This is a genomic window from Geobacter grbiciae (assembly GCF_018531165.1).
GTDB lineage: Bacteria > Desulfobacterota > Desulfuromonadia > Geobacterales > Geobacteraceae > Geobacter > Geobacter metallireducens.
In genome coordinates, this window is sequence record NZ_JAHDIW010000003.1 from 26,039 (window position 1) to 47,409 (window position 21,371).

At 60.7% G+C, this 21,371-nt stretch carries 17 protein-coding genes; 2 read left to right on the forward strand and 15 right to left on the reverse strand.

Annotated features, from left to right (window positions below; translation table 11 throughout):
- Window positions 1-247: 247 nt before the first annotated feature.
- From KJB29_RS05540 to KJB29_RS05605, 14 genes are all read right to left on the reverse strand, one after another.
- Complete coding sequence (locus KJB29_RS05540; protein WP_215733743.1) at window positions 248-2,872, reverse strand: cation-translocating P-type ATPase; 2,625 nt, start codon at window positions 2,870-2,872, stop codon at window positions 248-250.
- Complete coding sequence (locus tag KJB29_RS05545) at window positions 2,869-3,663, reverse strand: universal stress protein (RefSeq protein ID WP_215733744.1); 795 nt, start codon at window positions 3,661-3,663, stop codon at window positions 2,869-2,871. The genes KJB29_RS05540 and KJB29_RS05545 overlap by 4 nt, the downstream gene beginning before the upstream one ends.
- A 109-nt stretch (window positions 3,664-3,772) precedes the next feature.
- Window positions 3,773-4,930: a DUF302 domain-containing protein gene (locus KJB29_RS05550; protein ID WP_215733745.1), complete on the reverse strand. Its 1,158-nt coding sequence runs from the start codon at window positions 4,928-4,930 to the stop codon at window positions 3,773-3,775.
- A gap of 125 nt (window positions 4,931-5,055) precedes the next feature.
- A complete protein-coding gene (locus tag KJB29_RS05555; RefSeq protein ID WP_215733746.1) occupies window positions 5,056-5,889 on the reverse strand; it encodes an alpha/beta fold hydrolase in 834 nt (277 codons plus the stop codon).
- Between the two features lie 269 nt (window positions 5,890-6,158).
- Complete coding sequence (locus KJB29_RS05560) at window positions 6,159-7,883, reverse strand: sigma-54 interaction domain-containing protein (RefSeq protein ID WP_215733747.1); 1,725 nt, start codon at window positions 7,881-7,883, stop codon at window positions 6,159-6,161.
- An 81-nt stretch (window positions 7,884-7,964) separates the two neighbouring features.
- Entirely contained in the window at window positions 7,965-10,604 is a 2,640-nt protein-coding gene (locus KJB29_RS05565; RefSeq protein ID WP_215733748.1) for a chemotaxis protein CheB, read from the reverse strand.
- 212 nt (window positions 10,605-10,816) lie between these two features.
- A complete protein-coding gene (locus KJB29_RS05570) occupies window positions 10,817-11,314 on the reverse strand; it encodes a ferritin family protein (protein ID WP_215733749.1) in 498 nt (165 codons plus the stop codon).
- Window positions 11,315-11,401: 87 nt separating this feature from the next.
- Window positions 11,402-12,169 carry a tRNA threonylcarbamoyladenosine dehydratase gene (locus KJB29_RS05575; RefSeq protein ID WP_215733750.1) on the reverse strand — a complete coding sequence of 256 codons (768 nt, stop codon included), beginning with the start codon at window positions 12,167-12,169 and terminating at the stop codon, window positions 11,402-11,404.
- Window positions 12,170-12,189: 20 nt separating this feature from the next.
- Complete coding sequence (locus tag KJB29_RS05580) at window positions 12,190-12,951, reverse strand: TatD family hydrolase (protein WP_215733751.1); 762 nt, start codon at window positions 12,949-12,951, stop codon at window positions 12,190-12,192.
- Between the two features lie 52 nt (window positions 12,952-13,003).
- Window positions 13,004-14,545: a uroporphyrinogen-III C-methyltransferase gene (gene cobA, locus KJB29_RS05585; RefSeq protein WP_215733752.1), complete on the reverse strand. Its 1,542-nt coding sequence runs from the start codon at window positions 14,543-14,545 to the stop codon at window positions 13,004-13,006.
- A 9-nt stretch (window positions 14,546-14,554) separates the two neighbouring features.
- A complete protein-coding gene (hemC, locus tag KJB29_RS05590; RefSeq protein WP_215733753.1) occupies window positions 14,555-15,511 on the reverse strand; it encodes a hydroxymethylbilane synthase in 957 nt (318 codons plus the stop codon).
- A 50-nt stretch (window positions 15,512-15,561) separates the two neighbouring features.
- Complete coding sequence (gene hemA, locus KJB29_RS05595) at window positions 15,562-16,866, reverse strand: glutamyl-tRNA reductase (protein WP_004512672.1); 1,305 nt, start codon at window positions 16,864-16,866, stop codon at window positions 15,562-15,564.
- A gap of 16 nt (window positions 16,867-16,882) precedes the next feature.
- Window positions 16,883-17,698 carry a c-type cytochrome biogenesis protein CcsB gene (ccsB, locus tag KJB29_RS05600; protein ID WP_004512671.1) on the reverse strand — a complete coding sequence of 272 codons (816 nt, stop codon included), beginning with the start codon at window positions 17,696-17,698 and terminating at the stop codon, window positions 16,883-16,885.
- Window positions 17,695-18,369: a precorrin-2 dehydrogenase/sirohydrochlorin ferrochelatase family protein gene (locus KJB29_RS05605; protein WP_215733754.1), complete on the reverse strand. Its 675-nt coding sequence runs from the start codon at window positions 18,367-18,369 to the stop codon at window positions 17,695-17,697. Before KJB29_RS05605 ends, ccsB begins: the two co-directional genes overlap by 4 nt.
- 159 nt (window positions 18,370-18,528) lie before the next feature.
- Here KJB29_RS05605 and trxA point away from each other — a divergent pair, with 159 nt between their 5' ends.
- Together trxA and KJB29_RS05615 are read left to right on the forward strand one after the other, a co-directional pair.
- Entirely contained in the window at window positions 18,529-18,858 is a 330-nt protein-coding gene (gene trxA, locus KJB29_RS05610) for a thioredoxin TrxA (protein WP_004512669.1), read from the forward strand.
- A gap of 29 nt (window positions 18,859-18,887) precedes the next feature.
- Complete coding sequence (locus KJB29_RS05615) at window positions 18,888-19,400, forward strand: TlpA family protein disulfide reductase (RefSeq protein ID WP_004512668.1); 513 nt, start codon at window positions 18,888-18,890, stop codon at window positions 19,398-19,400.
- 39 nt (window positions 19,401-19,439) lie between these two features.
- Here KJB29_RS05615 and uvrC read toward each other — a convergent pair whose 3' ends face one another.
- The gene (gene uvrC, locus KJB29_RS05620; RefSeq protein WP_215733755.1) at window positions 19,440-21,284 is read right to left on the reverse strand and encodes an excinuclease ABC subunit UvrC; all 1,845 of its coding nucleotides are present in this window, start codon (window positions 21,282-21,284) and stop codon (window positions 19,440-19,442) included.
- Between the last annotated feature and the right edge of the window lie 87 nt (window positions 21,285-21,371).

Below are 21,371 nucleotides of genomic sequence, written 5' to 3' on the forward strand. Positions count from 1 at the left end.
TCCTTTGAACTTTGAGGCCCTTCTCTGAATAACAAACAACCCCTTCACAACTGTGCTCATGTCCTTCTACAAAGGTAGATCGCAACTAACGTACCAGAGAAAAGCTGCGGATACTGAGAGTGCAAGGGGCTGATTGTGCGGGTTAAAATGGAAAGTGAACGTGGAGGGTGAGTGGAAAGCCGTCAGCGGCATCCGTCATATGTAACATAACTGCCAAATATGACGGGTAACGTACAAAACATGAATGTCAGTTTGATGTCTTTATCTGTATAGCCGCACGCCTGACAAAATATTTACGCGTTTCGTCAAGGACGAGGAGCAGGATTGCAAAGGGGATCAGCAGCAACAGTACGTTAGCACCGATGGGGGCGGAGGCGAACAGGGAGTTGCCGAAAGGGGTGTAGATGATGAGAGCCGCCAGAAGCAGTTCGGAGGCGATCCCTCCCAGCACCAGCCGGTTTGAGAAGATTCCCAGGGTGAACAGGGAAACATTGGGCGAACGGCAGGCAAAGACGTTGGCGATCTGTGTCGCGATGATGCCGGCGAGACAGGCCGTGGTTGCCTGCAGGTAGAGTGTTGTCGTATGGGCCAGTGGTTGGGACCAGCTCCACCCCCCCTGGTACATGACATAGAAGTAGGCGGACATTCCTGCAACTGCTTCCCACAGCCCCAGATACAGGTAGGCCCTTAAAAGGACTCCTCTGGTGAGCAGGTGCTCGTCTTTGGGCCGGGGAGGGCGCTGCATGATGTCCGGCGATGGTTTCTCCGAACCCAGCGCCAATGCAGGGAACATGTCGGTGCCGAGGTCCACCGCCAGTATCTGCATGATGGTGAGCGGCAGGGGGATGCCGAACAGGATGTAGCCGATATAGGGGATCAGTTCCGGGATGTTGGAGGCGAAGATGTAGGTGATGAAGTTCCGGATGTTCTCGAAGACGGCGCGACCTTCCTCGATGGCATGGACGATGGAGGCGAAGTTGTCATCCAGCAGCACGATATCCGCAGCCTCGCGGGCAACGCTGGTTCCGGCCAGCCCCATGGCGATGCCGACATGGGCTTTTTTCAGGGCCGGCGCGTCATTGACCCCGTCTCCGGTAACCGCTACCCGATGACCTCCCTCGATCAGTAGACCTACCACATGCATCTTGTTCTGGGGGGACATGCGGGCAAAGATAAGATTCTCCTTTTTCAGCTCTTCGCGCAGTTGTTCATCGGGCATGCCGGCCAAGTCCCGCCCCTGGATGATGACAGGTTCTCCCGTTATCATCCCGATATCCCGGGCGATGGCGCTGGCGGTCGGGCCGGCATCGCCGGTAATCATGATGACCTTGATGCCTGCGCTGTGGCACTCCTTGAGGGCCTGCGGCACTTCGGGACGTGGCGGGTCCAGCAGTCCCATGAATCCGGCAAGGGTGAGACCTTCTTCCGGTATCTCTCCCGTGGGAAGCGCATCCAGTTCCCGGAATGCCAGGGAGATCACCCGAAGCCCTTCGGAGGCCATGGCCTGAAGCTTCTCCTGAAGTTCGGCAGTGCTGTTGCCGTCCAGCGGGACCATCGAACCTGCCTTGCTCAGCGATGTGCAGAGCGGCAGCACGCTTTCGCCTGCCCCTTTAACCAGTACGAACAGCTTGCCGTCGATCCGGTGGAGAGTGGCCATCCGCTTTCTGTCGGCATCGAACGGAATTTCGCCCAGTCGCTCACCGTCCACGGCCCCCTGTTCGACTGCATAGGTGTAGAGTGCCGTCTCGGTCGGGTCTCCCTTGACCCCTTCCGGTGTCACGGTGACATTGTTGCAAAGGCGGGCAACCGTGCCGGCCATGGCAGGATCATCGAGACTCCAGAGCTTTTTGACGGTCATCAGGTTTCGCGTGAGCGTGCCGGTCTTGTCGGTGCAGATCAGGTCAACGGAGCCGAGCGCCTCCACGGCGTTCAGGCTTTTCACCAGTGCGTTCCGGTGGGCCATGCGCTTGCTCCCCATGGCAAGTGCAAGGGTCACGGTCGGCAGCAGCCCTTCAGGGACGGTGGCGATGATGATGCCGATGGCAAACAGAAAGTTGTCCCAGAATCCCCGTCCCACCAGACTGCCAATCAGGAAAAAACAGCCACCACCGGCCACTGCAATGATAGCGACGATGCGGCTGACCCGGGTGATCTCGATATGGAGGGGGCTTACCTCCTCCACGACCTTACCGGTTATCTGTGCGATCTTGCCGAATTCGGTTGCCATGCCGGTCGCATAGACAACGGCCTTCCCACTGCCGCTCACCACGAGCGTGCCTGCGAAAACCAGGTTTCCGCTTTCAAGCAACTCCCCCTCGAAGGGGGCATCGGTGAGCAGGCGGGAATCGGATTCGCCGGTCAAGAGAGAATTGTTGACGGTCAGTCTGCTTGCTTCCACGACCCGGGCGTCAGCGGGGACCTTATCCCCTTCCCGCAGCACCACCAGGTCTCCCGGCACAATCTCTTCGGCATCGATTTCACGCTCGGCCCCTCCCCTGATCACGGCAACCCGGAAGGGGAGCATCTTTCGGAGTTCCTCGATCGCCTTTTCGGTGCGGTACTCCTGAATGAAGGTGAAGATGGCGTTGATGAAGATGACGGCGAGAATTGCTATGCCGAGACGGAGCAGTCCTTCGCCGGGGTGGAGGTATTCGGACAGAAAGCAGAGGGCGGCGGCAAACCAGAGGAGCAGGGCCAGGAAGTGGGTGAATTGGGACACAAGACGCAAAAGCAGGGAGCGGCCATGCAGCTCATGGATTTCGTTCAGTCCATACTCGCCACGACGGCGCGTTGCCTCTTCAGTCGTGATCCCCTGCGGGGTGCTCAGAAGGGTTGAAAATACTTCGTCGTGGGAAAGGGCCTGGATTCTCATGGCGCAGACCGGAACAGGATGGCGTTACAGGGTGGCTTATGCATGACATCGCCGGCAGGGTTGCCGAAGAACAGTTTCTGCAGTACTCCGCGCTCGCTGGCGCCCAGTACGATCAGATCATTGTGGCGGGTGATCGCTTCCACGGTGATGGATTTGCCTATATCTCCTTTGCCGCTTCGCTCCAGCACAGCAACGTCTTGCTGTTGCAGTTGTTCCCGAAACCGAGTGATGTCGTCGGGCATCCCCTTTGCGTCACGCTCTGCGGACAGATGGAACAGCGTGACCTGTGAATGGAAGCTCCTGGCCAACTCGGTGATAAAAACCAGGCGGTGATCCCTGTCGCTTATGACCTTGCCGAGCGGCACCAGGATGCGTCTGGGGTGCGGTTTGGCCATGGTGATGGCCCGCATGATTGCCAGATCTGACCTGATGGTCCGCAGGAGGCTATGAACCGTGTGCTGCTGCAGATCGGCTCCGTAGCGTTCATAGGGCGTCAGGGGATACCATACGAGATCGGCTTTTTCGGCATCTACCCGTTTGGGCAGCAGGGTGCTGATATTACCGACCTCGGTTATCCGGGTGACGGCGATGTCCAGTTCAAAGGCAACCGTGAAGAGATGATCCAGATGACGATCCGTATGGCGGAGTACTGTCTCGTCACTATTTTCGGCATGGGCGGCATACAACACAAGGTCGGCCTTGCCTGCTGCCGCCAGCGAGATGGCATAGCGGGCAGTCACCGTGGATGCGGTATGTTCGTTGATAACTGAAAATATCTTACGGTAGCTCATGGTGGCCGGGTTACGCAGTCCGGACCGGATCAGATCAGACTGCGCACTCTCCTTTCAGCGATGGTATCCCTCTGGTATTTGCTCCGTAAAATAGCCGTTACAATGCCAATCAGCCAGATACCGCCTCTTTCATTATTTTTACAATCGTGTCCTCCACTTCCTGCGCCACCTCTGCAAGTTGCGGCGCGTTGAACATCGCCAGGAGAGTGGTTGGCTTCAGGATAGCCAGAATGGTTTTACCCCCCTCCTCGTAAATGGATATCCGGCATGGCAGCGCGGTGGAGATGTCCATGTTCTGGTCGAGCACCGTCTTGGCCTGTCGCGGTTGACACACCTCAAGGATCAGGCATTCACGGGCGAACTCCACCCCTTTCTTCGCCATGGTCTCTTTGAGGTTATGCACCTGCATGACGCCGAAATTATTTGCCAGAACGGCAGCCTGCAAGGCCTCCGCAGCCTCGCTCACGGTTTTCCCGGTAGATTGTTTGATCAGCATCGGTGTTACCTGCTCCTTTCCGCCTGGTTCATCGACCCAGTATCCCTGGCGGTTATAATGGTTATGAAGACTGGTCTCATAATCCCGAGTCAGCAGAGCCTCCTCAGTGTATTCCGGTGACTCCTTGATGGCCTCGCGGGGAAGATTGACGAAGACTTTAGACTCGATCCAACTCACGCGCTCGATCCATTTAGGTGAAATCAGTGTTTTTTTGCCTGGCCACCAGTTCCTCGTATCGATAATGAGATAGCGAATCGCCCACATCTCGTCATCGATGATAAAATCCTCCACATGGCCAATTTCGCCGTCCGCGGCCTGGATGTGATAGTTTGTCACATCGCGAGAGCTGCGCAAAAAAGGATCCCAGGTTTTCTCGCTCTGGGCGGTTTTTTTCCATTTTTCAGGGTCATGCACAATGAAGGGATAGGCACCCCACATGTTTGGGCCGCCCCAATACATCGGCCATCCATAAAACCCGTAGTAGGCATCCTCGAATTGTCGCGAGACGGGCTTGTCACTGTCCAGGGGAGGGCTGTCCTCTATCTGCTTCTTGGTCAGATTGATTTCGATGTTTTGTTTTTCCTCGTTCACGGCGACCATCGCATACGGGGAGATCAGTACCTGTCTCTCCTTAAGCCAGTTTCCCGTGTCGGCGACCAGATAGCGAATCGTCCAGTGCTGGTCATCGAAGTAGAATTCTTTGACCTTCCCGATTGTCCCGTCGAGGCTGTCCAGGGTGTAACCCTTCAGTATGTTGGCTTTGCATAGCATATGTGTCTCCTTTGCGTACCGGTATCGGGCTGACGCCGTGCAGGAAATGCCTTGTCCATATGAGTCAGAGATCCTCGGCCACTTCGCGGGCAGCTATCACGACCGGGGCTGCATCGCTTTGTCGCCTACCCCTTGATGAACGCGAGCAGATCCTCGTTGACCTGGTCCTTGAGGGTCGAGCACATGCCGTGGGGTGCCCCTGGATAGATCTTCAGGGTCGCGCCTTTGATGAGCTTCGCCGAGAGGAGGGCCGAGGCGCCGATGGGCACGATCTGGTCGTCGTCGCCATGGAGGATCAGGGTCGGCACGTCCATTTTTTCGAGATCTTTCGTGAAGTCCGTCTCGGAGAAGGCCTTGATGCAATCGAAGACCCCTTTGAAGCCAGCTTGCATCCCCTGGAGCCAGAACGAGTCCCGCAGCCCCTGAGAGACCTTGGCGTCCGCCCTGTTGACGCCGTAGAACGGCGTGGTGAGGTCCTTGAAGAACTGTGATCGGTCGGCGAGGACGCCCGCGCGGATCCCGTTGAAGACCTCCATCGGCAGGCCAGCGGGATTGGCAGAGGTCTTCAGCATGAGCGGCGTCACCGAGCCGATAAGCACGGCCTTGGCAACGCGTTTCGTGCCGTGGCGGCCGATGTAGCGGGCAACTTCGCCGCCCCCCGTGGAGTGCCCCACATGGATCGCGTTCTTCAGGTCGAGCGCTTCGACGAGCGTCGCCAGGTCATCGGCGTAGGTGTCCATGTCGTTGCCATTCCAGGGCTGGCTCGATCGGCCATGGCCGCGGCGGTCATGGGCAATGCAGCGATAGCCGCGGGCGCCCAAAAACAGCATCTGGTCTTCCCATGCGTCCGCGCTCAGGGGCCAGCCATGGCTGAATACCACGGGCTGTCCGCTTCCCCAGTCCTTATAGTAGAGCTTGATGCTAGTCGAGTTTTCTTTCCCGACCGGTAGGTAATTCATGGTAGGTCTCCTTTCCATGGTAACAGCTCAACGTTCGCAGACAGCATGACAGTGCTCATATTCTGCTCAGAAGATACATCGCAACTAACGAGCCAGAGAAGACCTGCGGCTACTGCGTGCGCAAGGGTTTGATTGTGCGGGGGAAAGTGGGAAAGGAGGAAGCGGGGGGGAAGGGGAAACCGTCAGCGGCATCCGTCATATGTAACGTAACTGCCATATATGACGGGCAATGTTGAGGCAACTATCGGTAATTCTTGTGTGTTGTTTCTTTAGTGCCGGCGGATGCCATATTTACGCATCCGGGCGCGAAGAGTGCTGGGGTTGAGACCAAGGAGTACCGCCGCCCCGTTTTTCCCCTCGATGCGCCAGCCGGTTTTCTGGAGCACCTGGAGGATGTGATCCTGTTCCAGGTCGGCGAGGGCTTTGACGTCCTGCTCTGCCAGTTCCCCCGCCTTGCGGAACGTATCGAATCGGTCCAATACCTGGAGCGTGGTCCCCGGGCTGGTGATGATCGCCCGCTCGATGACGCTTTCCAGCTCCCGCACGTTGCCGGGCCAGTGGTATTCCTGGAGGGCGTTCAGGGTCTCCTTCGAAACGGTCTCTATCTTCTTGCCTATTTTCTTGTTGTATTTGGCGACAAAATACGTGACGAGCAGCGGGATGTCTTCCTTGCGCTGCCGCAGTGGCGGGATCGTGATGGGGAAAACATTGAGCCGGTAGAAGAGGTCTTCCCGGAACCTCCCCGCGCGGATCTCTTCCTCCAAGTTCCGGTTGCTGGCCGCGATGATCCGCACATCGACCTTGATGGTGCGGGGGCTGCCCAGGCGTTCAAACTCGCCGTCCTGGATGATCCGAAGCAGCTTAGACTGCAGTTCCAGGGGCATCTCGCCGATTTCGTCGAGAAATATGGTTCCGCCGTCGGCCAGCTCGAAGCGTCCCATCTGCCGGGCATCAGCCCCGGTGAACGCACCCTTTTCCCGCCCGAAGAGCTCGCTTTCGATGAGGTTCGCCGGCAGTGCCGTGCAGTTGACCGTTATCATCGGCCGGTCCTTGCGGGAACTCCTGCCGTGGATGGCGCGCGCGATCATTCCCTTGCCGGTGCCAGTCTCGCCAAGGAGGAGAACGGTCGCATCCTGCGGGGCCACCTGCTCGACCCGGAAGAATACATACTCCATGGCATTGCTTTGCCCGATGATCTCGCCGAAGTTGTACGCCCGGGCAACCTCCTTCCGCAGGTAGATGTTCTCGGCCCCGAGCCGGTCTTTCAGGTGGCTGATTTCCGCAAACGCACTCTGGAGTGACTCTTCCGCACCCTTGCGTTCCTCTATTTCCCGCGAGAGCCGCACATTCGCCCTGCTCAGCTCTCCGGTCCGCTCCTGTACCGCCAGCTCCAGCTTGTCATGGGCATTTTGCAGCGCCTCTTCCAGTTGCTTGCGGACCGTGCCGTCAACGATGGAGGTAAGGATAGAGCCGTCCATGCTTTCGATGGTGACCGCTACGCTCTGAAGTTGGCCATGGAACACCGCACCGTCGTTTCTCGTGAGACTGATTTCACATCTGAGCATGACCTGTCGCTGCAACGCCAATGCGAGATGGTTGGAAAAAATCTCCCGGTCGCCTGCATCGGCAATAAAACCGGCAAAGGGTTTGTTGACCAGCTGCCGCCGCTCTATTCCCAGCAGTTGCGCGCCGGCAAGATTCACCTCCCGTATCACTCCGCGGGCATCAAAGGTGAAATAGCCGACAGGTGCGAAGTCATAGAGTTCGGCATACTTGTTGAGCGATACCTCAAGCTCCTCCCGGGCTCGGCGCAGCTCTGCATTCTGCATTTCCAGCTCGATCTGGTTGACCTCAAGCTCATGGACGAGCCTCTTCGTCTTTTCCACGGGCCGGGGCGGGGAGTGTTTCGCCCTGTTTTCACTCAACTGCTCTTCGGCACGGCGGCGCAAGTTGGCGGTATCCTTAGACAATCCCTTGTCTTTGTCGATTCCCATTGCAAACCCTTTGATTCAGGATGAAGGCAGAAGGCCGAAGACGGCTGGAAACAAACCACACCGTTAAGACTACTACACTTTTTAACTTCTGCCTTCCGTCTTCAGTTTCAGCCGTGAAATCTCCTCGCGCAGTTCCGTCTCCAGCGTCTTGGCCGCAGTGATGTCCGCAAAGGTAATTACCACCCCGCCGATGACGTCCTCCATGGTGCGGTAGGGCATGATGCGTACCGAGAACCAGCGCCCGTCGGTGGCGGCGACCTGCTTCTCCGAAAAGACCAGCGTCCGCAGCACCTCCCGGGCCTCTTCGGTCATCCCGGGATAGAGCAGGTCGCTGGCGATGTCGGAAAGCGGTCGCCCCACATCGCCCGGGATCAGCTTGAAGAGCTTGTTCGCCCCGGTGGTAAACCGCCGGACATGGAGGTCGTTGTCCAGGAACACGGTGACAATTTCAGTGCTGTTGAGCAGGTTCCTCATGTCGTTGTTCATGCGCGACAGCTCGTCCATTTTTGACTGCTGCTCGGCGTTCACCGTCTGGAGTTCTTCGTTCAGGGACTGCATCTCTTCCCGGGAGGTGGTCAGCTCCTCGTTGGCGGACTGCAGTTCCTCGTTGGTGGACTGCAACTCCTCGTTGGTGGATTTGAGCTCTTCCTGGGAGGACTGCATCTCCTCGCGGGTCGTCTGCAGTTCTTCGCGCACCTGCTGGAGTTCCTGCTCCAGTTCGAGCACCCGGATGTTGTCGGAAGAGGAACTCCTGGAGCGGCCAGATGCTTTCTTTTCCGGGGGCGTCGCCACGTCGGTAAAAACGATCATCACCATCCCCCGCAGCGCCTCCGGCTCCTCGATCGCCTGGACAGTGACGTCAACGGTTTGCGTGGCGCCGTTCTCCCCGACCTTGAGCCCCTTGAGGGTGATCGCCTCCTTGTGCCGGACCGCCTTCTGGAAGGCGCTTCCCAGATCAAAACGGAGCCCTTCGCGGGCCATGGCGAAAATATTCCAGTTGGCCTTGCCGGCCGCCGGCTCAAGATATTTGCCCGTCCGCCCGCTGATGTAGAGGATGTCACCCTTGTCATTGACCAGCACGGCGGGCGGGGAAAAGTGCTGCAGGAGAAGCTGGTCCGCCAGCGTCTGGAGATTGGCTGCAGGTTTCATCATCGTCAACTCCTTGGGAACTCCCGGCAGGGCCGGTACAAACGAAGAGGGAAACGCCACCGGTTCGGCCGAAAGCACCGATTCGCGGCGCCGGAAGAGTCTTGACTTGGTGTTCAGCGGGGCAAAGAGATCGGTGAAGGTGCTGACGGTCTCCGCGCTCCCCAGAAACAGGATGCCGCCCGGGTTCAGGCTGTAGTGGAAGAGCGGCAGGAGCTTTTTCTGCAGTTCCGGCGTCAGATAGATCAGAAGGTTGCGGCAGATGAGGATATCCAGCTTGGTAAAGGGGGGGTCCATGATGATGTTCTGCGTGGCGAAGGTCACCATTTCCCGGATCTCCTTGCCGACCCGGTAGCCACTCCCTTCCTGGACAAAAAACCGGCGGAGGCGCTCGGGAGAGACGTCCGCGGCAATGTTGGCCGGATAGACCCCCTGACGGCCCTTGTCGATGGCGTCCCGGTCCAGGTCAGTGGCAAAAATCTGCAGCTTGAAACTCTCCGTGGGCTTGGCCTGTTCCAGCGCCTCCCTGAAGGCGATGGCCAGCGAATATGCCTCCTCCCCGGTGGAGCAGCCGGCCGACCAGGCCCGCAGCACCCCGCCGGCCGGTCGTTCCGCCAGGAGTGCCGGAATAAACTCTCCCTTCAGCTGTTCCCATGCCGCCGGGTCGCGGAAAAAGCTGGTCACACCGATCAACAGTTCCTTGAAGAGGAGTTCCACCTCCTGGGAATTATCCTGCAGGTAGCGGACGTAGGCGGCGATCCGGTCGATCTGGTGAATCCCCATGCGCCGCTCGATCCGTCGGTACATGGTGGTCTTCTTGTACAGTGAGAAGTCGTGGCCGGTCTTGGCCCGCAACAGGATGAGGACTTTCTCCAGGGCGCTCTGGTCCTTTTCCTCCAAGGGGCGCTCGGTCCTAATGAGGACGCGGGCGTGCCGGAGATAGTCGATGATCTTTACCGGCAGATCCTCCGCCGGGGCCACCAGGTCGGCCAGTCCGGCATCGATGGCGCTGCGTGGCATGCTGTCGAACCTGGCCGATGCAGGTTCCTGCACCAGCACCACACCCGCTTTTTCCTTGATTGCCCGCAGGCCCATGGTGCCGTCCGAACCCATGCCGGAAAGGATGACGCCGATGCTGCGCTCCTGCTGGTCTTCGGCCAGGGATCGGAGGAAGAAATCGATGGGAAGGCGCAGGCCGCGGGGCGCCGTCGGCTCGAACAGGTGCAGCACTCCGTGGAGAATGGACATGTCCTTGTTGGGGGGGATCACATAGACGCAGTCCGGCTTGACCCGCATCCGGTCCCTGGCCTGAAAGAGCGCCATCCCGGTGGTGCGCTGGAGCAGTTCGGGCAGGATCCCCTTGTGGGTCGGGTCCAGGTGCTGGACGATGACAAAGGCCATGCCGCACCCTTGCGGAACGTGCCGCAGGAACTGCTCCAGCGCCTCCAGCCCGCCGGCGGAGGCGCCAATGCCCACAATGGGGAAGGGGGGGGATTCCTGACCTGACAGCGCGTTTTGTGCTGGAATTGTGGCGGGTACTTTCTCAGGGGGCTTTGATGGAACTTGTTTTTTCATGAGACGAAGTCTAACAGCAGTTTGTCGGGCCGTCATCAAATATACGTTGTCATGGTGGCAACAACTGCGGCATCCAGCCGATAATGGTGGGATAATGTGACCGAAAGCGGGATGAGGGGGTCGCTCTCCGCGTTTCCCCCTCACCCTGGCCACCCCCTTGGGAAAGGTTTTGGTTCCTCCGTTCCCGTGGTATCCCAACCGCTGTTACGGGGTTATTCCCGCACGTAGATGTCCTGGTCCGACTCGTGGACCATGGTCATGACGTGGCGGTACTCCTCCTCGATCATTGCCAGGTGCTTCTCGGTCTCCTTGATGACCCGCTCGAAGATGGCCTTGACCAGGGGATCGATGATGTCTCTGGCAAGGCCCGTGTACTGGTCGATGCACGACTTCTCTTCCTTGAGGGCCAGTTCAAGGGCCTGCTGCTCCGGGGTCTCCTCGTTGACGGCCTTCATGAGGGCTGTGTACGTGGGGTTCTTCGTGTCCGGGGGCTGTGCCATGTAGGTGGCGATGTCGCCGAACTCCCCTCCCTTGTAGTGGTCGAAGAATGCCTTGAGGTGCCCCACCTCCTCATTGGCCAGAAGATCGAAGACCTTCTGGGCCCGTTCGTTCTTGGTCACCGAAGCCGCCTTGCGATAAAAGTCCATGCTGTCCTTCTCCCCCTTGATGGCGAGCTTCAGGGCCTCCTGAATCGAATACTCTCTGCCCATACCGTTACCCCCTTTCATCCCATTCGATGTCGTTTGGTTGAAAGTATAGCGGCAAATTGTTGACCTTCAACAAGGGTATTTTATCAGTCAATCCCGCACCAGATCGTTTATCACAACACCCGCCATGGTGAGCCCGAAGATGCTCGGGATGAAGGAGATGCTCCCGAGGATGTTGCGGCGGTGCTCGCAGGAAAAGCGCTGTTCCTCCTTGTTGGGGCAGATGCAGTTGGAGCGGCACCCGGCATCGGCAATGGCCTGTTCCCGGGGTTCCTCGGTGGAGTAGACCACCGTGACGCCGCTTTTGATCCCCTGCCTGCGCAACTGCTTGCGGACCACCCTGGCCAGGCCGCAGACGCTCGTCTTGGAGATGTCGGACACGCGGATCTTCGTGGGGTCCAGCTTGTTGGCGGCCCCCATGCTGGAGATGATCCGCAGTTCCCGCTCCCGGCAGCTGCGGATCAGATGGAGCTTGCTCGTGATGTGGTCGATGGCGTCCACCACGTAGTCGTATTCCCCCGAGAGGAGGAAGTCGCTGTTGCCGGCTTCGTAGAAATCCTTGTGGGGGACGATGTCCGCATCGGGGTTGATGAGGCGGAGCCGCTCGGCCATCACCTGTACCTTGGCCTTCCCCACCGTGCCGTCCATGGCGTGGAGCTGACGGTTCACGTTGGTGAGGCAGATGTCGTCGAAATCCACGAGGACGAGCCGACCGACCCCGGCCCGACAGAGGGCCTCGGCAGCAAAGCTCCCGACCCCCCCGAGGCCGAAGATGGCCACGGTCGACTCGCGGAGCCGCTGGAGCTTCTCGGGGCCGATGAGGATCTCGGTGCGGGAAAAGCGGTGAAGTGGGGACATGGGAATACCTCGATTTAGAGTTATGAAAGGCGAAAGAGTTTGGCAGCGTTTGCGTTCGTTATCCACGCCACGTGGTCCGGTGTCACCCCCTTCAGCTCCGCCAGACGGCGCGCCGTCACCGCAAGAAATGCCGGCTCGTTGGAGGTGCCGCGGAAGGGCTCGGGGGGCATGTCGGGGGCGTCGGTCTCGATGAGGAGGTGTTCCAGGGGGATTTCCCGGGCCACGGCCACGGGCCTCACGGCGTTACGGTAGGTGACGGTCCCCGCGACGGAGATGAAGAGGCCGAGCCTGATGCATTCCCGGGCAATCTCCACGCTACCGGAGAAGGCGTGCATGACCCCGCCAACCCGGGAGACACGTTCCTCTCTGAGGATGCGGAGAAGGGGCTCGAAGGCCCGGCGGCAATGGATGATGACTGGAAGCCCCGCTGCCACCGCGATCCGGAGCTGCTTCCGGAACGCCGTCTCCTGGGTTTCGCGGGGAACGGTGGAAAGCAGATGATCAAGGCCGATCTCCCCCACGGCAACGGCTGTGCCACTGAGGGTGGCGAGCCGCGCCAGGGCACCGTCGGCGGCCTGGTCAGCCGCCTGGGGATGGATGCCGAAGGCGGGAAAGATTCCCTCCTGCTCCCGTGCCAAGGAGGCGATCCGATCCCATCCACCCGGAGCGACCCCCGGAACGATGATCCGTCCGACCCCGGCCTGTCGCGCGGCGGCCATGACCTCGCCGAGGCGCGAGCTGAGGGTCGGGTCATCCAGGTGACAGTGGGTGTCGGTGAGCATCGGGGCGCTCCACACTCCGGTTGCAGGGGCGAGGGGTGAAGGAGAGGCGTATCTACTTCGGCCGTGAAAAAAAGTCGACGAGGGCGTCCGTCATGGCAGCGAGGGTGTACTTCGAGGGCTCCACGTGAACCTCAAGCCCCAGTTCCCGGCAGGTTCTGGCGGTGATTGGGCCGATGGCGGCGATCGTTACCCCCTTCAGGAGGTGGAGGAAGCGGTTCTCCCCGAGGATGGCGGCCAGGTTCTCCACGGTGGATGACGAGGTGAAGGTGACGCAGGTGATGCGCCGTTCTTCCAACTCGGCGATGACGCCGGCGGGAAGGGAGTCGGGCGTCACGTTGCGGTAGGCGACCGGCGCGGTCACCTCTCCCCCCAGCTCCGCGAGGCCCTGGGGTATCACGTCCCTGGCCCGGTCTCCCTTGGGGAAGAGGATCCGTTTCCCTGCAATCTCCTCCGAGCGGAACACTTCCACCACTCCTTCGCCCTTGTAGTCGGACGGAATGAGGTCCGGCCGGATGCCGAAGGGGGCCAGCGACGCGGCGGTCTTGGGACCCACTGCGCAGACGCGGCAGTTCCCCAGGGCGCGAGAGTCCCTTCCGGCTGCGGCGAGTCGCTCGAAAAAGAAGCGGACCGCGTTGACCGAGGTGAAAATGATCCAGTGGAACCGGTCCAGACGGGCGATGGCCCCGTCGAGGTCGTCCCAGCTTTCCGGGGGGACGATGGCAATGGTGGGGCACTCCACGACCCGGGCACCCAGTGCCCCGAGCATGGCACCGAACTCGCCTGCCTGGTCCGCGGCACGGGTAACGAGGATGCTTGTGCCGAAGAGGGGGCGGTTGTCGAACCAGCGGAGCTTCTCCCGCAGGCGCACCACCTCTCCCACCACGGTGATGGCCGGGGCCCGGAAGCCGGTCCGCCGTGCCTGCTCGGCGATGTCGGCCAGGGTGCCGGTGAGTACTTCCTGCTCGGGCCGAGTCCCCCAGCGGATGAGGGCGACCGGGGTCTCCGGCGGCCTGCCGTGGGCCATAAGGTTTGCCGTTATCTGGGGGAGGTTCTTGATCCCCATGTAGAAGACTACGGTGCCGCTCCCCAGGGAGAGACCCTCCCAGTCGATCTGGGAGACCTCCTTGTCGTGCCCCTCATGGCCGGTGACGAAGGCGACGGAAGTGGTCACCCCCCGGTGGGTGAGGGGGATGCCGGCGTAGGCAGTGACACCGATCCCGGCCGTGACGCCGGGGACGATCTCAAAGGGGATTCCCGCCGCCACAAGGGCCTCGCACTCCTCACCCCCCCGGCCGAAGACAAAGGAGTCACCCCCCTTGAGCCGTGCCACCACATTCCCCGCCAGTGCCTTTTCCACCAGGAGCGCGTTGATCTGCCACTGCTCGCGGTTGTGGTGCCCGCCGATCTTGCCGGCGTAGATCAACTCTGCGTCGGGCCGTGCGAAGCGGAGGAGGTCGTCGTTGGCCAGGTAGTCGTAGATGACCACGTCGGCCTGGCCCAGGCACTCCCTTCCCCTGACCGTGATGAGACCCGGGTCGCCAGGGCCGGCGCCGATGAGGTAGACGAGGTTTTTCTTGTGAGATTTCTCGGGCATGGGGTAGTGCTAGACCGGGATTTCCTTTTCCCGCGCCACTTCCCGCTGGTAGACCTCGGCGAGGATCTCGTGGGCGCCGTCGGCCAGGAGCTTCTCCGCCAGGGCAATGCCGAGCTTCTCGCACTCCGTCACCGGTCCGGAGATGGTGTCCTTCACCGAGCGGGTGCCATCCACCGAGGCGACGAAGCCGGTGAGGGTGAGGGTGTCGCCGGAAACCTGGCCGTGGGCGGCTATGGGGACCTGGCAGCCACCTTCGCAGCGCCACAGGAGCGCCCGCTCGGCCCGGACCGCGTGGGCGGTGTCGGGGTGGTTGAAGAAGGCGATGGTCTCCTCGATGGTTTCATCATCGAGACGGCACTCGATGCCGAGGGCCCCCTGGCCGATGGCCGGGAGCGACAGCTCCACCGGCAGGTACTCGGAGACCTGGTCGGCGAAGCCGAGGCGGTTCAGGCCGGCAGCGGCCAGAATGACCGCATCCAGGTTCTCGTCGGTGAGCTTGCGGATGCGGGTCTCCACGTTGCCGCGGATGACCACCATCTGGAGGTCGGGGCGCACCTTGAGGATCTGGGCCTGGCGGCGCAGGGCCGAGGTGCCGATACGAGCCCCCTGGGGAAGGTCGGCGAATTTCACCCCCCGGGAGATGACGGCATCGCGCGGGTCCTCCCGCTCGGTGATGCAGTAGAGGCCGAGCCCCTCGGGGAATTCGGTGGGGACGTCCTTCATGCTGTGGACCGCGATATCGATCTCGCCCCGGAGCATCGCCTCTTCAATCTCCTTGACAAAGAGCCCCTTGCCCCCCACCTGGGCCAGGGGGACGTCGAGGATCTTGTCCCCCATGGTCTTGATCTTGACGAGTTCCACGGCCATGCCGGGGTAGCGCTTTTCCAGCTCACCCTTCACCCAGTTGGCCTGCCAGAGGGCAAGCTGGCTCGCCCGGGTTCCTATTCTCAGCTGCTTCGGTGCCATTGCAGTCTCCTTTTTTTATCTATGAAAACAGCGGAATGCTTTGAGGGGTCTTACTCTTCCAGCTCTCCAAGTTCCTCCGCCTCAGACTCGCCGGTCTGGAGCTCGAAGAGGGTACGGAGGGCATCCACGTAGAGGTCGGTCCGCCCTCCCTGGCCCACCCGCTTGAGGGTTGCGGTAGGGGGGTGGAGGAGCTTGTTGACGATGGCGGTGGTGAGGGCCTCCAGCCGCTTGGCCCCGTCGGGGGGGAGGTCCTTCCAGGAGGCGAGGGTCTTTTCCAACTCGGCCTTCCGCGTCTCCTCGAATTTCGACCGGAGCGCCACGATGGTCGGCGTCACCTCCAGGTTGGAGAGCCACTTGTGGAACTGGCCGATTTCCTCGTCGATAATCGCCTCGGCCTTTTTCGCCTCCTCGGCCCGCTGCTGCAGGTTGGAGGCGACGACCCCCTGGAGGTCGTCCATGTCATAGAGGTAGACGTTCTCCACGTCGTTCACCTTGGGATCGATGTCCCGAGGCACCGCGATGTCGATGAAGAACATGGGCTTCAGCTTCCGGCGCCGGATCACCTCCTCCACGTCCTTGGGTTTGATGATGAATTGGGTGGCGCCGGTGGAGGAGAGAACGATGTCGGCCTTATGGAGCTGGTCGAAGAGGTCGTCGAAGGAGACCGGTTTCCCCTCGAACTCCTCGGCCAGCTTCACGGCCCGTTCGTAGGTCCGGTTGGTGACCATGACCCCCCGCACCCCGTTGTTGATGAAGTGCTTGGCTGCCAGTTCGCACATCTCGCCGGCGCCGATGAGCATGACCGTCTTGTCCGAGAGATTGCCGAAAATCTTTCGGGCCAGTTCCACCGCGGCAAAGGAGACGGAGACGGCCGACGAGGCGATCTTCGTTTCGGTCCGCACCCGCTTGGCCACGGAGAAAGCCTTGTGGAGGAAGCGGTTGAGGATGATGCCGCTGGTCTTGAACTCGGCGGCGTAACCGTAGGCGGTCTTGATCTGGCCCAGGATCTGGGGCTCTCCCACCACCATGGAGTCGAGGCTTGAAGCGACCCGGAAGACGTGCCGGATGGCTGCCTCGCCGTGGTGGGCGTAAAGGTGAGGTTCGAGGATTTCGGGGGAGATGCCGTGGTAGTCGGCCAGAAAACGCTTGATCCGCGCCATCCCGCCGGCGATGTCGCGGGTGGAGATGTATACTTCCACCCGATTGCAGGTGGAAACGATGACCGCTTCGGCAATGTCCTCGATGGCCAATAGCGCCCGCAGCGGCTTTTCCATCTGTGTCGGTGCGAAGGCGACTTTTTCCCGTATATCGACGGAGGCGGTCTTGTGTGACAGCCCCACAACCACAATGTTCATGGGATCCTCTGACTTCTTATTTGTAACTGTGCAGCCCCGACAGGAACAGGTTCACGCCGAGGAAGGTGAACAGGAGGACGAAGAAGCCGACAATGGCGAGAATGGCGGCCTTCTTTCCCCTCCATCCGGTGGTTAGCCTGCCGTGGAGCAGCGCCGCGTAGACGAACCAGGTGATGAGGGACCAGGTTTCCTTCGGGTCCCAGCTCCAGTAGGTTCCCCACGCGGATTCAGCCCAGATGGCACCCGAGATGATGGCGAAGGTGAGAAGCGGGAACCCGATGGTGAGGCAGCGATAGTTGATCTCGTCCAGTATGTCCAGGGAAGGAAGCTTCTGGTACATGGGGCCCAGCTTCTTGCTCTTGAGGAAATGCTGCTGGATCAGGTACATGATGGCGGCGCCAAAGGCAACGGAGAAGGCGGCGTAACTCAGGAACGCCATGACCGTGTGGACCATGAGCCATTTGCTCTTGAGGGCCGGATTCAACGGCATGATGGCCGAGGGAAAGCCGGTGGAGGCCGCCATGAGCAGGAATGCCACAGGGGTGACGAAGGAGCCGAGGATGAAGATCCGGTATTTCCGCTCGAAGAGGATGTAGATGCCTACAACGGCAAGACTGAAGAAGGAGAGGGACTCGTGGAGGTTGGTGATGGGAGTGTGTCCCGCCTCCAGGTACCGGTCGACCGTGTAGGCACAGTGAGCCACGAACCCCGCCGAGAGAATCCAGCAGGAAACCTTGCCGAGTACTTCCCGGGGTTTGACGAGGTAAGCCAGGTAGGCAATGGTGGCTGCGAAGTAGATGGCCAGGGTCAGTTTGAAGAACAGGGCGTTCATGCGGGGTCCTCGGTCCTCGTTCCCAGCGAGGCCAGGGTAAAACCGGGGCCGGCGTGGGTCACGAGGAGGCGGTCGATCGTTTCGTATTCCCCCCGCCGGATCAGGCCGGGGAGGTCGGCATCGGCAAGGGTGCGTAAAACCGCCTTATTGTAGGTGCGGTTGCTGCGGACAGTCAACAGCTTTTCACGGACTGCGCCAAGTATCGCAACGGTTTCAGCGTATTCGGGGCCGAATCGTTGCGCCAGATCGTTACAGATGCTCTGGGCCAGGGCCGGGTTCTTCCCTCCCGTGGAGACGGCGACCAGAAGATCTCCCCTGCGAAAGTGCGCCGGGGTTGTAAAACTTCCGTGCTCCGGCGCACCGGTGATGTCCACAAGAATGCCGAGGGCTGCCGCGTCCCGGGCCACGTGCAGGTTGACGGCGGGGTTGTCCGTGGCTGCGAAGGCGAGAAAGGCATCTGCGAGGTCCCCCTCCCCGTACTGGCGGGCGTGGCAGATGATCCGGCCTTCCCTCCAAAGCTCTTCCAGACGGGGATCGAGGCGGGGAGCGATCACGGTGACCCGCGCTCCCGCTTCCATAAGGAGAAGGCACTTGCGCGCGGCAACGGCACCGCCGCCGACGATGACGGCATTTCGCTCGCGAAGGTTCAGGTTTACGGGGAATTGGATCATGGAATCCGGTTGTTTCGCTAGGGTAAGTAACGAATGTGTGTGTACCAGATTTCAGGCCGATTGCCAAGGGGAGGGGAAACGCTGCCGTTTTCCTCCTTGATGTTTCGGGGAAGCTCGTCTATATTCTGAAAGTACAATTTGTTTGACAAGGAGGCTTCCATGGCCAGTGAAAAGGTGCTGACGTTCAGTGATGATAACTTCGATACCGATGTGCTCAAGGCTACCGTTCCGGTGCTTGTGGATTTCTGGGCCACCTGGTGCGCCCCCTGCAAGGCCATCGCCCCGGTCATCGACGCCATTGCCGACGAGTACGACGGCAAGGTGAAGGTCGGCAAGGTAAACGTGGACGACAACCCCGGCACCCCCGGCAAGTATGGCGTACGCGGCATCCCCACGGTCATCCTCTTCAAGGACGGCAAGGTTGTCGATCAGGTCGTAGGGGCTGTTCCCAAGGCTCAGCTTGAGGCCCTCATCAAGAAGGCGCTCTAGCTCGAACTAACTCAGGAGTTGTGCCTCTTATGCGGATAGTCCCTGTTTTGAGAGCTTTTGTCGCGGCGGCCGGTTTTACGATGGCGGTTGCCTCGCCGTCGCTTGCCATCCCCCAGAAAGGGCAGCCTGCCCCGCCCCTCAAGGTGGTAAGCACCTCCGGGCAGCAGATAAGTCTCGCCAATTACAAGGGGTATGTGCTGGTCATCGATTTTTTCGCCACCTGGTGCCCCCCCTGCAGGGAGGCTATTCCGCATCTGAATGGCATCAGCAGGAAGTACGGCAGGCAGGGACTCCAGGTCCTGGGGCTCTCGCTTGACGATGGCGATGAGGGGGCAGTCAAGGACTTCATCGCCAGCAAGCGGATAGTCTATCCCGTGGCCCTTGCCGGCCAAGATGTCCAGACCGATTACGGTCTCCGGTCCCTCCCCACGGTGTACGTCATCGACAAGAGGGGAAATGTGGCCGACAGGTTCATGGGAGGTTCGGACGCCACCCTCAAGAACATGGAAACCCTCATCAAGAAGCTCCTGGCCGAAAAATAGGGGGAGTTTCCACTGGAGCGCCCGAAGGCGGCATCCCTTTCAGGGGGTGTCGCCTTCGTCGTTTTCGTGGAGAGATTTCCAGATGCTCTCGGCCAGGGTCGGCGAAATGGTCGGGGTGGCGGCCAGCTCATCCCGGCTCGCTTCCCGGATTCGCCGCAGGCTTCCGAATTGCCGCAGAAGTTCCTTCCGCCGTTTCGGCCCGATTCCCGGAATGGTGTCGAGGATCGACCGGATGGTGTCTTTTCCCCGCAGTTTCTGGTGGTAGGTGATGGCGAAACGGTGGGCCTCGTCGCGGATGCGTGCCAGGAGGAGGAGTGGTGCGCTGTTCTGGCGGAGGACCACCGGGTTTTTGCGGCCCGGGAGGAAGACCCGCTCGGTGCTCCGTGTCAGCTCTTCCGCCGCCATGTCCCGTTCCACGCGACTCTTGGCCAAGGAGGCGGCATCCACATCCTCCACCCGCAACTCCCGGAGAACGGCGGTCAGGATGTTCAACTGTCCGATGCCGCCGTCCACCACAATCAGGTCGGGATGCTCGTCCTTGGCCGGGCTGTCCCTGAACCGGCGTGAGAGGACCTCGTGCATCATGGCGAAGTCGTCGGCGCCGGCGACCGTCTTGATCCGGTAGTGGCGGTAGCCCCCCTTGTCCGCCTTGCCGTCGCGGAACGAGACCCTGCTGCCCACTGGGTAGGTCCCCTGGATGTTCGATATGTCGTAGCACTCGATGGAGCGGGGGAGGTTCCGCAGGTGGAGCCGCTCCTTCAGTTCCGTCAGGACCGCTTCCGCTCCTTCCTCCCGTTTCTGCCTCTCCCGAAGGGCCGCTTCGGCGTTCTTCCCCGCGAGTTTGACCAGGGCGGCCTTTGTTCCCCGTTGGGGGTGCGCTACGCTTGTCCGCTTGCCCCGCCGCTCGGAGAGAAGTTCCGCCAGTGCCGCGCTGTCGGCCACGGGAAGCGGAACGAGTACCTCGTCGGGGATGAAGACCTCCCGGCTGTAGTAGTCGTTGAGGAATGACGAAACGGCCTCCTCGTCCTCCAGTTCCCAGGCGAGTAGGTAGCTGCGGCTGCCGATGAGACGCCCTCCCCTGATGAAGAGGAGGGCGAGGGAGAGGGAACTCCCTTCCCGGTGTATGCCGAGAACGTCGGCATCTCCTCCCGCGGTCACCATTTTCTGTTTTTCCACCGTTACCTCGATGGCGCGGATGAGGTCCCGGTAGCGGGCCGCGTCCTCGTAGCGCTCGTTCGTTGCCGCGGATGTCATCCGTTCCCGGTAGGTCTTCAGAAGGTCCCGGTTCTTCCCGTCCAGAAAGAGGGCGGCCCCCTGGACGAGGCTCTGGTATTCCTCGGGTGAGATGAGGCCGTGACACGGAGCCGAGCACTGCCTGAGCTGGTAGAAGAGGCAGGGGCGCCGGCGCCGGCGGCAGGTTTCAAGGGGGTAGTGGCGCAGGGGAAAGAGCCGGTAGAGCTGCTTGAGGGCTTCGCGGGCCGAGGCGGCCGATGAATAGGGGCCGAAATAGCGGGCCCCGTCCTGGCGCACCTTCCGGATGATGGTGAGCCGGGGGAACTCCTCGTTCATGTCCATGCGGAGCGAGAAGTAGGTCTTGTCGTCCCGCAGGTCCAGGTTATAACGGGGGCGATGCTTCTTGATGAGGGTGTTCTCGAGGATGAGGGCCTCTTTCTCGGTGTCGGTGACAATGACCTCCACCTCCGCCACCCGGGCCACGAGGAACCGGATGTGGTAGCGGGATTCACCGGCCGCGCCGAAGTAGGAGCGAACCCGTTTCCTGAGGCTCTTGGCCTTCCCCACGTAGAGGATGGTGCCGTCTGACCCTTTCATGAGGTAGACGCCGGGGGAATCGGGGAGGGTGTTCAGGCGAGATTTGTCGAACATGGGGCCAGTATACCGAGTGAGGGCTCCGTTGAAAAGAGGGTCGGGACCCCGGAATTCAAAGTTTTGTATGGCCGTTTTTCGCGTAGT

Coding starts and splice junctions, on each gene's coding strand:
- trxA (WP_004512669.1), top strand. CDS start 18,529: ATGGCCAGTGAAAAGGTGCTGACGTTCAGTGATGATAACTTCGATACC.
- KJB29_RS05615 (WP_004512668.1), top strand. CDS start 18,888: ATGCGGATAGTCCCTGTTTTGAGAGCTTTTGTCGCGGCGGCCGGTTTT.
- hemA (WP_004512672.1), bottom strand. CDS start 16,866: ATGAACATTGTGGTTGTGGGGCTGTCACACAAGACCGCCTCCGTCGAT.
- KJB29_RS05570 (WP_215733749.1), bottom strand. CDS start 11,314: ATGGGCAGAGAGTATTCGATTCAGGAGGCCCTGAAGCTCGCCATCAAG.
- ccsB (WP_004512671.1), bottom strand. CDS start 17,698: ATGAACGCCCTGTTCTTCAAACTGACCCTGGCCATCTACTTCGCAGCC.
- KJB29_RS05540 (WP_215733743.1), bottom strand. CDS start 2,872: ATGAGAATCCAGGCCCTTTCCCACGACGAAGTATTTTCAACCCTTCTG.
- KJB29_RS05575 (WP_215733750.1), bottom strand. CDS start 12,169: ATGTCCCCACTTCACCGCTTTTCCCGCACCGAGATCCTCATCGGCCCC.
- KJB29_RS05565 (WP_215733748.1), bottom strand. CDS start 10,604: ATGAAAAAACAAGTTCCATCAAAGCCCCCTGAGAAAGTACCCGCCACA.
- KJB29_RS05560 (WP_215733747.1), bottom strand. CDS start 7,883: ATGGGAATCGACAAAGACAAGGGATTGTCTAAGGATACCGCCAACTTG.
- uvrC (WP_215733755.1), bottom strand. CDS start 21,284: ATGTTCGACAAATCTCGCCTGAACACCCTCCCCGATTCCCCCGGCGTC.
- KJB29_RS05545 (WP_215733744.1), bottom strand. CDS start 3,663: ATGAGCTACCGTAAGATATTTTCAGTTATCAACGAACATACCGCATCC.
- KJB29_RS05550 (WP_215733745.1), bottom strand. CDS start 4,930: ATGCTATGCAAAGCCAACATACTGAAGGGTTACACCCTGGACAGCCTC.
- KJB29_RS05555 (WP_215733746.1), bottom strand. CDS start 5,889: ATGAATTACCTACCGGTCGGGAAAGAAAACTCGACTAGCATCAAGCTC.
- hemC (WP_215733753.1), bottom strand. CDS start 15,511: ATGGCACCGAAGCAGCTGAGAATAGGAACCCGGGCGAGCCAGCTTGCC.
- cobA (WP_215733752.1), bottom strand. CDS start 14,545: ATGCCCGAGAAATCTCACAAGAAAAACCTCGTCTACCTCATCGGCGCC.
- KJB29_RS05580 (WP_215733751.1), bottom strand. CDS start 12,951: ATGCTCACCGACACCCACTGTCACCTGGATGACCCGACCCTCAGCTCG.
- KJB29_RS05605 (WP_215733754.1), bottom strand. CDS start 18,369: ATGATCCAATTCCCCGTAAACCTGAACCTTCGCGAGCGAAATGCCGTC.